Here is a 12,329-nt window from a genome sequence, read left to right as displayed (position 1 = left end):
GTGCCGAGGTGCAGGCAATCCGGTGCAAGTCCGGAGCGGTCGCGCCACTGTGACCGGGCGACCCGCCCGGGAGTCAGAAAACTGTCTCGGCGCATGGATTTTCGACGGGACGCGTTATCCCAGGAGGATGCCATGGCTACTGTCCACACCCCCGAGTCCACGATGGGCTCCGCGGCGCTGGCCGCCGCGATCACCGCCGTCGTGCTGCTCGCCTTCGTCACCCTCTACCTGGTCGGCTTCGATCAGGGCGCGATCTCGCGCACCGGCATGTTCATGCATGAGCTGATGCACGACGGCCGGCACCTGCTCGGCCTGCCGTGCCACTGAGGCCGGGGGCCGGCGTGTCACCGAGTCCGGGGGCCGGCGTGTCACCGAGTCCGGGGGCCGGCGTCTCGTCGCACCCGGACGCTGCCGTGTCGGCAGGCGTCCCGCTGACCGGCCCCTACACCCGGATCCTGCTGCGCGGCCTGCTGGCCGGCCTGATTGCCGGCCTGCTCGCCGGCGCCGTCGCCTTCGTGGTCGGCGAGCCGCACATCGAGGCCGCGATCGCGCTGGAGGAGGCCGCCGCGACGCACGCGGCCACCGAGGCGCACTCCCACACGCACGAGGCCGCGTCCGCCGGTCACAGCCACGGCGAGGACGCCCTCGTCAGCCGCACCGGGCAGAAGGTGGGCCTGATCCTCGCCACCACCCTCGCCGGTCTGGCGCTCGGCGCGCTGTTCGCGTCGGTGCTGCACTTCGCCCGGCGCCACACCACGCTGTCGGGTCCCGCTCTCGGACTGCTCGGCGCCGGAGCGGGATGGCTCGCGATCGAAGCGGTGCCGTTCCTGAAGTACCCGGCCAACCCGCCGGCGGTGGGGGACCCGGACACCATCGACCAGCGCACCCTCCTGTGGGTCGCGGCGGTCGTGCTCGGCCTCGTCGCGCTCGCGGTGGCGGTGGCCGCCGCGAAGGCGCTCGCCCGTCAGGAGCTGCGTACCGTCCGGCTCGCCGGACCGGTCCTGGCGTTCCTCGTCGTGGTCGGTCTCGGGTATGCGGTGCTGCCGACGATCGACGAGGTCGGCACGGACTTTCCGGCCACGCTGCTGTGGGACTTCCGCGTTGCGTCGGTGATCGTTCAGACCACCCTGTGGTTCGCCCTGGGCGTGGCGTTCGCGTTCCTCACCGAACGCGCCGATCGTCGCGTGCCCGTCCGCGTGGCGTAGCCGTCGTGGGACAGGGCCTGCTCGTCGCCGGAACCACCTCGGACGCCGGGAAATCCGTGGTGACCACCGGGATCTGCCGGGCCCTGGCCCGCCGCGGGTTGTCGGTCGCGCCGTTCAAGGCGCAGAACATGTCCAACAACTCCATGGTGGCCGTCGACCCGGTCACCGGCGACGGCGTGGAAATCGGCCGCGCGCAGTGGATCCAGGCGATGGCGGCGCGCGCCGTACCCGAGGCCGCGATGAATCCGGTGCTGCTCAAACCCGGCAGCGACCGCCGCAGTCACGTCGTGGTGCTCGGCCGGCCCGCCGGTCACCTCGAGGCCGGCGAGTTCGCCGGCGGCCGAAAGCACCTCGCCGAGGCCGCCTTCGGTGCGCTCGACGACCTGCGGGACCGGTTCGACGTGGTGGTCTGCGAGGGTGCCGGCAGCGCCGCCGAGATCAACCTGCGGGCCCACGACTACGTGAACATGGGCCTGGCCCGGCACGGCGACCTGCCGACCGTGCTCGTCGGCGACATCGATCGCGGCGGGGTGTTCGCCGCCATGTACGGCACGCTCGCCCTGCTGGATGCGTCCGATCAGGCCCTCGTCCGCGGCTTCGTGATCAACAAGTTCCGTGGAGACCTCGGGCTGTTGCGTCCCGGTCTCGAGTCGCTCGAAAAGCTCACGGGCCGGCCCGTGCTCGGCGTGCTGCCCTGGCAGCGCGGCCTGTGGCTCGACTCGGAGGACTCGCTCGCCCTGTCGTCGCGCCCGGCCCACGACGACGCCGGGTCGCTCACCGTCGCGGTGGTGATGCTGCCGCGGATCAGCAACTTCACCGACGTCGACGCGCTGTGCCTCGAACCGGACGTGCGGCTGCGGTTCGTCGACGATCCGCGCGCCCTCTCCGGCGCCGACGTGGTGATCCTGCCCGGCACCCGCGCCACCCTCGCGGACCTCGCGTGGCTGCGCGGCCGTGGCCTCGACACCGCCGTCGCCGACCACGCCCGTCGCGGGGGCGTGGTGCTCGGGATCTGCGGCGGCTTCCAGATGCTCGGCCGGCGGATCTCCGATCCGCACGGCGTCGAGGGCACCCCCGGGGCGTGCGTGGACGGGCTCGGGCTGCTGGACGTGCACACCCGTTTCGAACCGGAGAAGGTGCTGCGGCTGCCGGCCGGGTCGGCGCTCGGGGTGCCGGCCTCCGGGTACGAGATCCACCACGGCCGCATCTCCCGCGGCGGCGACGACGAGTTCCTCGGCGGCGCCCGGGCGGGAACGGTGTTCGGCACCATGTGGCACGGCAGCCTCGAGGGCGACGCCCTGCGCACGGCGTGGCTCCGCGAGGCGGCCGCCCTCACCGGGCGCGACCTCGCCACCGGCACCGTCGGCTTCCACGCCGCCCGCGAGGCGCGCCTCGAGGTGCTCGCGGACATGGTCGAGGAGCACCTCGACGTCGACGCCCTGCTCGGGATGCTCGGGGCTCGGCCGGTGCTGCCCACACTGACGGGCGGCCTGGCGTGACCGTCCTCATCCTCGGCGGCACCGGCGAGGCGCGGGCGCTCGCCGCCGGCCTGGACACCGCGGGGGTGGCGTACGTGTCGTCGCTCGCGGGGCGGGTGCGCAACCCGCGCCTGCCGGTCGGCGACGTGCGGATCGGCGGTTTCGGCGGCATCGACGGACTGCGGGAGTATCTGCGCGGCAACGGTATCCGCAGGGTGGTCGATGCCACGCACCCGTTCGCCGCGCGGATCAGCGGTAACGCCGCGACCGCCTGCGCGGCGGCCGGGGTGCCGCTGCTGCGTCTGGCGCGGCCGGGCTGGACCGGCACCGGCGACTGGACGTGGGTCGACGACCACGATGCGGCCGCCGCGGTGGCCGCCCGGGGGGCGAGCGTGTTCCTGAGCACGGGCCGCCAGACCCTCGATCGCTTCCTCGGGCCGCTCGCGCGGCACCGCGTCCTGGTGCGGGTGGTCGAGCCGCTGGACCTCGACGTGCCGGACTCCTGGACGGTGCTGCTGGCCCGCGGCCCCTACACCGTCGACGGCGAGCGTGCGCTGCTCGCCGGCCACGGGGTGGACGTGCTCGTCACCAAGGACTCCGGCGGGGACCTCACGCGCGCCAAGCTCGACGCGGCGGCCGAACTCGGGGTGCGGGTGGTCGTCGTGCGCCGCCCGCCCTCGCCGGCGGGCGTGCCGACGGTGGCGACGGTCGCGGACGCCGTCGCGTGGGCGACGGATTCCTGCGCGAATTAGTCGTCCGTGCACGCAATGTCGTGTGCAGACGACCGGGAACCGCGCGGGTCCGCGATCTCAGACCTGCGGGCCCTCGGTGCGCAGGTCGTCGACCTTGCGCATCGCCTCGCGGAGCTCGGCGAGCCACTGCTCGCTGTGCTGCTCCACGAGCTGGACGCACCAGGCGAGCGCGTCGGAGCGCGAGCGGGCGACGCCGGCGTCGACGAGGGTGTCGAGGACCTTGCGCTCGGGCTGGCGCAACCGGGTCATCACCGGAACGGCCAAGTGGGTGAACAGCACTCGACGATCGCCGAGCGTGACACCCCACGCGACCTTCCGGCCGTAGCGGGCCTCGGCCTCGTCGGCGATGCGCATGCGGTCCGGCCGGGTGGTCTCCCGGAACCGGGCGATGCGCCCGTCGACGGACGCCGGGCCGGTGTCCTCGGGCGGGGGCAGTTCCCCGACGACCACGATCTCCTCGCGGTCGACCTCGATGTCGGCGGGGCCGGTGAACCAGTCGTCGGGCAGGCGTCCGGCGAACCACTCGGCGGCGTCGCTCGCATCGGGGACGTCGGCCTGTTGCCAGCCGCCCGGGCGTCCGAAGCGGGGTCCGTGCATGTGCGGATGGTGTCGCATGTCGTCCTCCTCGGGACGAAGTGCCAATATCACTGATTACAGTGTTACACCGCTTACGTGATTCGCGCCACAACGGTGCCCGCGGACGCGACGACCGCGGACACCGCGAGCGCGCCCGCGCCGACCCGGGCCGCGAGCCGCACGCCCCGCGCGATGTCCCCGGGTTCCGGGGCCGGGCCGTCGCCGAGGGTGCCGCGGTCCTCCACCACGCCGTGGTAGACGTTCACCCCGCCCAGAGTGACCCCGAGCGCGCCCGCGAACGCCGCCTCGACCGGCCCGGCGTTCGGGCTCGGATGCCGGTGGGCGTCGCGGCGCCAGGCCGTCAGGGCCGCGCCGGGCCGCTCGCCCAGGCCCGCCGCGAGCAGCGCGGACAGCCGCGCCGGCGCCAGGTTGAGCAGGTCGTCGAACCGGGCGGACGCCCAGCCGAACCGCTCGTGCCGCGGCGTGCGGTGGCCGACGCGGGCGTCGAGGGTGTTCGCGGCCCGGTAGCCGAGCAGGCCCGCCGGCCCCGCCACCGCACCCCACAGCAGCGGGGCGACGACGGCGTCGGAGGTGTTCTCCGCGAGGGACTCCAGGGTGGCGCGGGCGACGCCGGCGGCGTCGAGGCGCGACGGGTCGCGCCCGACGAGGTGGGTGACCTGACGGCGCGCGGCGGGCAGATCCGCGCGGCGCAGCTGGCCGTCGATCGTCGTCGCCTCCCGCGCCAGCGACCGGCCGCCGAGCACGGTCCACGTCGCGGCCGCGGTCACCGCCGTGCGCACCAGCGGACGACGCCGGGTGAGCCGGTCCGCGCCGTAGCCGAGGCCGGCCGCGCCGCCGACCAGCACCGCGGTGAACAGCGTCCCGGCCGCCCGGTGGTCCGCGTACAGCGCGCGCTCGGTGGTCCGGGCGATCCGGCCGAAGCCGCTCACCGGGTGGCCGCGACGGGGATCGCCGAACGCCTGATCGGCGAGGTAGCCGAGGACGAGGCCGGCGGCGCGCGGGTTCACGTCAGGTCCCGCCATGCCCCGAGCAACGCCTCGGTGGTCTGCGCATCGCGCACCGCGATGCGCACCCAGTCGGCGCCGAGGCCGGGGAAGCTGTCCCCGCGACGCACCGCGAAGCCCTTGCCCCGCAGGCGCTCCCGCGTCCCCACGGGGACGTGCGCCAGCACGAACGGTGCCGCCGACGGGCCGGTCACCTCGATGCCGAGCGCGGTCAGGCCGTCGACGAGGACGGCGCGGTCGGCCGCGACCTGCACGGCGATGCGCTCCGCCTCGACCGTGGCCGCCGGCGACGCGCACGCGATCATCGCCGCCGCCGCCGGTGTGGACACCGACCACGGTGGCTGGTGCGCGGCGAGCTCGGCGACGATCGACTCGTCGCCGAGCACGTACCCGGCACGGATACCGGGTATCGCCCACGTCTTGGTGAGCGAGCGGACCACCACGACACCCGGAAGCGACACGCCGGCAAGCGATTCCGGTTCCCCCGGTACCGCATCCATGAACGCCTCGTCCACCACCAGCACCCGGCCGGGCCGCGCCAGGGCCCGCAGCGCGGCACCCGGGTGCAGCGCGCCGGTCGGGTTCGTGGGGTTGCCGACGATCACGAGGTCGGCGTCGTCGGGCACCAGCGCCGGGTCGAGGACGAAGCCGTCCTCGCGGCGCAGCAGCACCCGGGTCACCTCGTGCCCGGCGGCGCGCAGCGCCGCCTCCGGCTCGGTGAACTGCGGGTGCACCACCGCCGGTCGCGCCCAGCGACGGGCACGGGCGACGAGGGTGAACGCCTCCGCGCCGCCGGCGGTGGGCAGCACCTCGAGCGGGTCGCGGACGTGCCGGGCGGCCAGGGCGGCCCGCGCCGCGCGCGGGTCCGGATACCGATCCAGCTCGGCCAGCGACCCGGCCAGCGCGGCGTCGAGCCACTCCGGGCGCGGCCGGCGCGAGACGTTGACGGCCAGATCCACCAGTCCCGGCGTGGCCTCCCGGTCGCCGTGGTGCTGCAGGTCCGGTGCGGCGGCCCGGGTCGTGCGCGGCGGCGGGGGGACCGGCGTCGCGGCCCGCACCGCGTCGGCGAACCGCTGCGCCAGCGCCGGATGCCCGGCCCAGTGGGTGTGCAGGTAGGAGGCGTGCACAGTGGCGGACGCGAAGCCGTCGGGCCGCCCGCCCAGCAGCCACGCCGGCTCGTCGGTGGAATCGACCGTGGTGCGGTGGAATTCGTGTCCGGTCACCCGCGTGCCCGCCGGCGCGAGAAGGGTCTCGCGCGGCGCGACGACCGTGCGGTAGCCGAGGGTCAGGCGCGGCGTCATCCGGGCGGCCGCGTCGATCGCGCCGATCATCGGCGCCCCGTCCACCTCGCGGCACAGGTACAACAGTCCGGCGCACTCGGCGACGGTGGGTGTGCCGGCCGTGATCGCGGCCCGGAGATGTTCGCGCAGAGCGGTGTTCGCGGCCAGATCGGCCGCGTGCACCTCGGGGAAGCCGCCGCCGAGATAGATCCCGGCCGTGCCGTCGGGCAGTCGTTCGTCGCGCAGCGGATCGAACACCACGGTGCGGCACCCGGCGGCGCGCAGCATCTCCTCGGTCTCGGCGTAACGGAACGTGAAGGCGCGGCCGCCGGCGATCGCGACGACCGGGCCGTCGTCGGCCGGCGCCCCCGGATCCCACGGGCTCGCAGGAAGATCCGGTGCGGCGCATGCGATCCGCATCACCTCGGCGAGATCCACCCGCGCGGCGATCTGTGCGGCCAGGCGATCGAGCTGGGCGGCGGCCTCGGCCCGCTCCTGCGCCGGCACCAGCCCCAGATGTCGCGACGGCGCCGAGATCCCGTCGTCGCGCTGCAGGACGCCGAGCACCGGGACGCCCGTCGCGGCCAGAGCCTCGACCACCTCGTCGGAATGCCGCACCGAGCCGGCCTTGTTCAGGATCACCCCGGCGATGCGGACGCTGCGGTCGAACGTGGCCATCCCGTGCACCACGGCCGCGACGGAGCGGGAGGCGTGGGAGACGTCCACGACGAGGATCACCGGGGCACCGAGGACGGCGGCCGTGTGGGCGGTGGAGGCGAACCCGTCGGTGCCGAGCATCCCGTCGTACAGGCCCATCACGCCCTCGACGATCGCGATGTCGGCACCGCGGGCGCCGTGCGCGAGCAGCGGTGCGAGCAGGTCGGTGCCGACGAGATGGGCGTCCAGGTTGCGGCCGGGCCGGCCCGTCGCGAGGGCGTGGTAGCCCGGGTCGATGTAGTCCGGGCCGACCTTGTGTCCCGACACGGTGTGCCCGGCCGCCCGCAGGGCCGCCATGAGGCCCGTCGCGACCGTGGTCTTCCCGTGTCCGGAAGCCGGCGCGGCCACCACCAGCCGGGGCAGCGGTGTCATTCGGTCACCACGCCGTCACCCGCGAGTGTCACCACGCCGTCACCCGCGAGTGTCACCACGCCGTCACCCGCGAGTGTCACCACGCCGTCACCCGCGAGTGTCACCACTCGATGCCCCTCTGGCCCTTCTGGCCCGCATCCATCGGGTGCTTGATCTTCGTCATCTCGGTGACGAGATCCGCGGCCTCGATCAGCGCCGGATGCGCCCGGCGGCCGGTGATCACGACGTGCTGGTGGCCGGGGCGCGTCCGCAGGGTCTGCACCACCTCGTCGGCGTCGATCCATCCCCAGCCGATCGGGTAGGTGAACTCGTCGAGCACGTACAGCCCGTGCTGCTCGGCGGCGAGCCGGCGCTGGATCTCCCGCCACCCGGCGAGCGCCGCGGCGGCATGGTCCTCCTCGGTGCCGTCCTTGCGCGACCACGACCACCCGGAGCCCATCTTGTGCCACTCGATCGGGCCCCCGGTGCCGCGTTCGGTGTGCAGGTCGCCGAGGGTCTCGAAGGCGGTCTGCTCGCCGAGGCGCCACTTGGCGGACTTGACGAATTGGAACACCGCGACGGACCAGCCCTGGTTCCAGCCGCGCAGCGCGAGACCGAACGCGGCGGTCGACTTGCCCTTGCCGTCGCCGGTGTGGACCATCAGCAGCGGCCGGTTGCGGCGCTGGCGGGTGGTGAGACCGTCGTCCGGCACGGCGGTCGGTTGTCCCTTCGGCATCAGGCGGCCCTTCCTCGCACGACGGTGGTGAGCGCGTCGGCGTGGACCTCACCGACGGGGACGTGTTCGGCGCCGAGCCGCTCGGCGAGCCGGGCCGCGAGGCCCATGCGGAACCGGCCGGTCTCGGAGTCCACGACGACCGCGTCGATCCCGGCGGCGGCGAGCCGGTCGGCGGCAGCGAGGGACCGGGCCACCGCGTCCGGCCCGGCGGTGGCGCGGCCGTCGGTGACGACGACGAGCAGGGCCCGCCGGTCGGGTTCGCGCAGCCGGTGCCGCCGGATCGTCTCGGCCGCCTCGAGCAGTCCCTCGGCGAGCGGGGTGCGCCCGCCCGCCGGCAGCTCCCGCAGCCGCGTCGCGGCCACGTCCACCGAGTTGGTCGGCGGCAGCACGAGCGTGGCGCGATCCCCGCGGAAGGTCACCAGGCCCACCGTGTCGCGACGCCGGTAGGCGTCGAGCAGCAGCGACAGGATCGCCGTCTTCACCTGCGTCATCCGCTGCCGCGCCGCCATCGAGCCGGACGCGTCGACGCACAGCAGCACCAGGTTGGCCTCCCGGCCCTCGACGACCTTCCGCCGCACCTGCCACCCGTGCGTGGTTTCGGTAGTCCCCGCTACCGGAACCACGCACGGGTGGGTGGCGGTGGCGCGGATGGTGGCGGGCAGATGGATCGGGCCGGTGTCGCCGCGACGCTCGCCGACGGTCCGGCCGACCGTGGTGCGGGCGCGGGAGCGGCGGCCCGCGGCACCGCGGCCGGTGCGGTCGGCCGTGAACAGGCGGGTCCGGTAGGGCTCGGCGGGGGCCGCGACGGACGTCGCCGCACCGGAGCCCTGCCCCCGGTCGTCCCGGCCCGGCGTCGCCTCGCCGGCGCCGGGGCCGTCCGGACCGGAATCGTCGGGACCGGAATCGTCGGGGCCGTCCGGATCGGGCTCGGGCGGCTGCTCGCCGAGCAGCTCGTCGAGCAGCGACTCGTCCATGCCGGGCTCGTCGAACGGGTTGCGGCGACGACGGTGCGGCAACGCCAGCCGCGCCGCCACCGCGATGTCCGCCCGCGTCACCTCGTCGCGGCCCACCCACGCCGCATGCGCGACGGCGGTCTTCGCGGTGACCAGGTCGGCGCGCATCCCGTCGACGTCGAACGCCGCGCACACCTCCGCGATCGCGACGAGCGCGTCGTCGCCGAGCCGCACCTGCGGCAGCCGGTCGCGGGCCTGCGCCAACCGCCGCGTCAGCGCCGCCTCGGCGTCGGCCCACCGCGCGACGAACGCGTCCGGGTCGGCGTCGAACGCCAGGCGCCGCCGCACGATCTCCGCCCGCACCTGCGGATCGCGGGGCGCGGCCACCTCGACGGTGAGGCCGAAGCGGTCGAGCAGCTGCGGCCGCAGCTCACCCTCCTCCGGGTTCATCGTGCCGACCAGCACGAACCGGGCGGCGTGCGAGACCGACACCCCGTCGCGCTCGACGGAGCAGCGGCCCATCGCGGCGGCGTCGAGCAACAGGTCCACCAGGTGGTCGTGCAGCAGATTGACCTCGTCGACGTAGAGCACCCCGCGGTGCGCCCGGGCGAGCAGGCCGGGCTCGTACTCGGCGGTGCCCGCCGACAGCGCCTTCTGCAGGTGCAGGGAGCCGGTGACGCGGTCCTCGGTGGCACCGACCGGCAGTTCCACCAGCCGCGCCGGACGGGTCTGCGCCGCCGCACCGCCCGGGTGCGGCCCGTCGGGGCACGCCGGGTCGGGGGCGGCGGGATCGCACGCGAAGCGGCAGCCGGTGACCTCGGTGACCTGCGGCAACAGCGCGGCCTGGGCGCGTACGGTGGTCGACTTGGCGGTGCCCTTCTCGCCGCGCACGAGCACCCCGCCGATCGACGGCGAGACCGCGCACAGGGACAGGGCCAGCGCCAGGTCGTCGGAGCCGACGACGGCACTGAACGGATACACGTGCACTCGAACCTCCACAGGCTCCCGCTGGGATGTCTTCTCGGCAGCTGAAATCGAGGCCGGTATTCGGACTTCCCGGTCGAACGCCGTGCGATCGCCTTCCCGGACCGGCCGGTCCAGTGGCTGCGCGTGTTGCGCGTGATCGACGACTCCCGGGTCACCGCAGCGGGCCTGTGCCGGATTCGCACCGGCTTCCCGATTATCCCCGTGAGGGGCACCTCGATTGTCTTGCCGCCGCCGAGTCTAACCGCACCGGCTAGGGTTCGACGCCATGGGTTCACAGATCACCGTCGTCGGCATGGGCGCCGACGGCTGGGACGGCCTGCCGCCGCCCGCTCGCGACGCGGTGCTCGGCGCGCAGGTCCTGCTGGGCGGGCGCCGTCACCTGGCGCTGCTGCCCGAGACCGGCGCCGTCCGGGAGCCGTGGCCCTCCCCGCTGCGCGACGGGCTCGGCGCGCTGCTCGAGCGCCATCGTGACCGGCGGATCGTCGCGGTCGCCTCGGGCGACCCCCTCGTCTCCGGCATCGGCTCCACGCTGATCGCCCACCTCGGCGCTGCCGCGGTGACGGTGCTGCCCGCGGTGTCGTCGGTGGCCCTGGCCCGCGCGCGGATGGGGTGGAGCGCCGAGTCGGTGGACGTGGTGACGCTGGTGGGCCGCGACGTGCACGCCGTCCGCCGCGCATTCGGGCGGGGCCGGCGGCTGATCGTGCTCTCCTCCGACGGCGGCACGCCCGCGCAGGTCGCGGACCTGCTGCGCCGCGACGGCTTCGGGGCGAGTGTGCTGACGGTGCTCTCCGACCTCGGAGCCCCCGCCGAGGCCCGCCGCAGCGCCACCGCCGACGAGTGGTCCGGCGACGCCCCCGCCCTCAACGTGGTCTGCGTCGAATGCCGGGGCGCGGAGGGCTATTCCACCGCGCCGGGCCTGCCCGACGACGCGTTCGAGCACGACGGGCAGATCTCCAAGCGCCCGATCCGGCTCGCCGCGGTGTGCGCGCTCGCGCCCCGGCCGGGGCAGTTGCTGTGGGACGTCGGCGCCGGCGCCGGTTCGGTGGGGATCGAATGGGCGCGCACCGATCCGCGCTGCCGCGCCGTCGCGATCGAGCGCGACGAGGGGCGTGCGGAGCGGATCGTGCGCAACGCCGCGCGGCTCGGCGTCCCGTCGGTCGCGGTGGTGCGCGGCCCCGCCCCGGCGGCGCTCGACGGCCTCGACACCCCCGACGCCGTCTTCGTCGGCGGCGGCGGATCGATTCCCGGTGTGCTCGAAAAGTGCTGGGAGGAACTGCGTCCGGGAGGGCGGCTGGTCGCGCACGCGGTGACGCTCGAGACCGAGGCGACGCTGGTGCAGTGGTGGAAGACCCACGGCGGGGAGCTGACCCGGCTGACCGTGGAGCAGGCCGCACCCCTCGGCGGGTTCAGCGGCTGGCAGGCGCTGCGCCCGGTGGTGCAGTGGCAGGTGACGAAAGGCGAGAAATGACAGTGCACTTCGTGGGATCCGGGCCGGGTGCGGCCGACCTGCTGACGCTGCGGGCGGCGCGGCTGCTGAGCGAGGCACCGGTGGTGCTCTATGCCGGCACCTACCTCGACGCCGAGGTGCTCGCGCACTGCCGGCCCGACACGGAACTCGTCGACACCCAGCACCTGGACCTCGACGAGATCACCGCGCACCTGGTGGACGCGCACCGGCGCGGCCTCGACGTCGTCCGGTTGTGTTCCGGTGACCCGTCGCTGTATTCGGCCCTGACCGAGCAGACGCGCCGGCTCGACGCGGCCGGGGTGCCCTGGGACGTGACCCCCGGCGTGCCGGCCTACGCGGCCGCCGCCGCGACCCTCGGCGCGGAGCTGACCGTGCCCGAACTGGTGCAGACCGTGGTCCTCACCCGTACCCGGGCGCGATCCACGGCGATGCCCGACACCGAGTCCCTGGCGCGCGTCGCGGGACTGCGCGCCAGCCTGGTGCTGCACCTGGCGATCACCCGCATCCGCGCCCTCGCCGAGGAACTGAGCGGCGAGTACGGCGCCGACTGCCCGGCCGCGGTGGTGGCGTTCGCGTCCCGCCCGAACGAGCTGGTGCTGCGCGGCACCCTCGCCGACATCGCCGACCGGGCCGAGGCGGCGGGACTGAAGCACACCGCGGTGATCGTCGTCGGCCGGGCCCTGGGCGTGCGGGCACAGCCGGACGTCGCGTGCTCGCATCTCTACGACCCGGCGCGGGATCGCACGGAATTCACGCGCTGACCCGGAATCCGCGCCCGCCGCGGTGGGCGCGGATTCCGGT

General features: G+C 74.9%; 11 protein-coding genes and 2 riboswitches. Of the genes, 6 read left to right on the top strand and 5 right to left on the bottom strand.

Annotation, left to right across the window (positions count from 1 at the left end; translation table 11 throughout):
• The first annotated feature begins 16 nt into the window (after positions 1–16).
• Positions 17–81: riboswitch (cobalamin riboswitch) on the top strand.
• Between the two features lie 51 nt (positions 82–132).
• From HFP48_RS21050 to HFP48_RS21035, 4 genes are all read left to right on the top strand, one after another.
• The gene (locus HFP48_RS21050; RefSeq protein ID WP_006945393.1) at positions 133–327 is read left to right on the top strand and encodes a CbtB domain-containing protein; all 195 of its coding nucleotides are present in this window, start codon (positions 133–135) and stop codon (positions 325–327) included.
• Positions 328–413: 86 nt separating this feature from the next.
• Positions 414–1,205, top strand: coding sequence for a CbtA family protein (locus tag HFP48_RS21045; RefSeq protein WP_050035707.1), 792 nt, complete (start codon positions 414–416; stop codon positions 1,203–1,205).
• A gap of 5 nt (positions 1,206–1,210) precedes the next feature.
• The gene (locus HFP48_RS21040) at positions 1,211–2,704 is read left to right on the top strand and encodes a cobyric acid synthase (RefSeq protein ID WP_168579968.1); all 1,494 of its coding nucleotides are present in this window, start codon (positions 1,211–1,213) and stop codon (positions 2,702–2,704) included.
• Positions 2,701–3,435: a cobalt-precorrin-6A reductase gene (locus HFP48_RS21035; RefSeq protein ID WP_168579967.1), complete on the top strand. Its 735-nt coding sequence runs from the start codon at positions 2,701–2,703 to the stop codon at positions 3,433–3,435. The genes HFP48_RS21040 and HFP48_RS21035 overlap by 4 nt, the downstream gene beginning before the upstream one ends.
• Before the next feature lie 57 nt (positions 3,436–3,492).
• Here HFP48_RS21035 and HFP48_RS21030 read toward each other — a convergent pair whose 3' ends face one another.
• From HFP48_RS21030 to HFP48_RS21010, 5 genes are all read right to left on the bottom strand, one after another.
• Positions 3,493–4,050 (bottom strand): hypothetical protein, encoded by a 558-nt coding sequence (locus HFP48_RS21030; protein ID WP_168579966.1) that lies wholly within the window; start codon positions 4,048–4,050, stop codon positions 3,493–3,495.
• 53 nt (positions 4,051–4,103) lie between these two features.
• Complete coding sequence (locus HFP48_RS21025; RefSeq protein ID WP_168579965.1) at positions 4,104–5,054, bottom strand: cobalamin biosynthesis protein; 951 nt, start codon at positions 5,052–5,054, stop codon at positions 4,104–4,106.
• Positions 5,036–7,405 (bottom strand): cobyrinate a,c-diamide synthase, encoded by a 2,370-nt coding sequence (locus tag HFP48_RS21020; RefSeq protein ID WP_168579964.1) that lies wholly within the window; start codon positions 7,403–7,405, stop codon positions 5,036–5,038. Before HFP48_RS21020 ends, HFP48_RS21025 begins: the two co-directional genes overlap by 19 nt.
• Positions 7,406–7,505: 100 nt before the next feature.
• Positions 7,506–8,120, bottom strand: a complete 615-nt coding sequence (gene cobO / locus HFP48_RS21015; RefSeq protein ID WP_006945402.1) for a cob(I)yrinic acid a,c-diamide adenosyltransferase — start codon at positions 8,118–8,120, stop codon at positions 7,506–7,508.
• Positions 8,120–10,060, bottom strand: coding sequence for a magnesium chelatase subunit D family protein (locus HFP48_RS21010; protein ID WP_174824770.1), 1,941 nt, complete (start codon positions 10,058–10,060; stop codon positions 8,120–8,122). The genes cobO and HFP48_RS21010 overlap by 1 nt, the downstream gene beginning before the upstream one ends.
• A 33-nt stretch (positions 10,061–10,093) precedes the next feature.
• Positions 10,094–10,291, bottom strand: a riboswitch (cobalamin riboswitch).
• 34 nt (positions 10,292–10,325) lie between these two features.
• Between HFP48_RS21010 and cbiE the strand changes: the two genes are divergently transcribed.
• Positions 10,326–11,528, top strand: coding sequence for a precorrin-6y C5,15-methyltransferase (decarboxylating) subunit CbiE (gene cbiE, locus HFP48_RS21005; RefSeq protein WP_168579963.1), 1,203 nt, complete (start codon positions 10,326–10,328; stop codon positions 11,526–11,528).
• Complete coding sequence (locus HFP48_RS21000; protein WP_006945407.1) at positions 11,525–12,289, top strand: SAM-dependent methyltransferase; 765 nt, start codon at positions 11,525–11,527, stop codon at positions 12,287–12,289. Before cbiE ends, HFP48_RS21000 begins: the two co-directional genes overlap by 4 nt.
• Positions 12,290–12,329: the final 40 nt, after the last annotated feature.

This window comes from Rhodococcus sp. DMU1, assembly GCF_012272955.1.
Lineage (GTDB): Bacteria > Actinomycetota > Actinomycetes > Mycobacteriales > Mycobacteriaceae > Rhodococcus > Rhodococcus aetherivorans.
This window is presented reverse-complemented; position numbering and strand designations above follow the sequence as displayed.

Excerpts from the sequence above, each read along its gene's own strand:
- HFP48_RS21025 (WP_168579965.1), bottom strand. The coding sequence starts at position 5,054 with ATGGCGGGACCTGACGTGAACCCGCGCGCCGCCGGCCTCGTCCTCGGC.
- cbiE (WP_168579963.1), top strand. The coding sequence starts at position 10,326 with ATGGGTTCACAGATCACCGTCGTCGGCATGGGCGCCGACGGCTGGGAC.
- HFP48_RS21050 (WP_006945393.1), top strand. The coding sequence starts at position 133 with ATGGCTACTGTCCACACCCCCGAGTCCACGATGGGCTCCGCGGCGCTG.
- HFP48_RS21030 (WP_168579966.1), bottom strand. The coding sequence starts at position 4,050 with ATGCGACACCATCCGCACATGCACGGACCCCGCTTCGGACGCCCGGGC.
- HFP48_RS21000 (WP_006945407.1), top strand. The coding sequence starts at position 11,525 with ATGACAGTGCACTTCGTGGGATCCGGGCCGGGTGCGGCCGACCTGCTG.
- HFP48_RS21020 (WP_168579964.1), bottom strand. The coding sequence starts at position 7,405 with ATGACACCGCTGCCCCGGCTGGTGGTGGCCGCGCCGGCTTCCGGACAC.
- cobO (WP_006945402.1), bottom strand. The coding sequence starts at position 8,120 with ATGCCGAAGGGACAACCGACCGCCGTGCCGGACGACGGTCTCACCACC.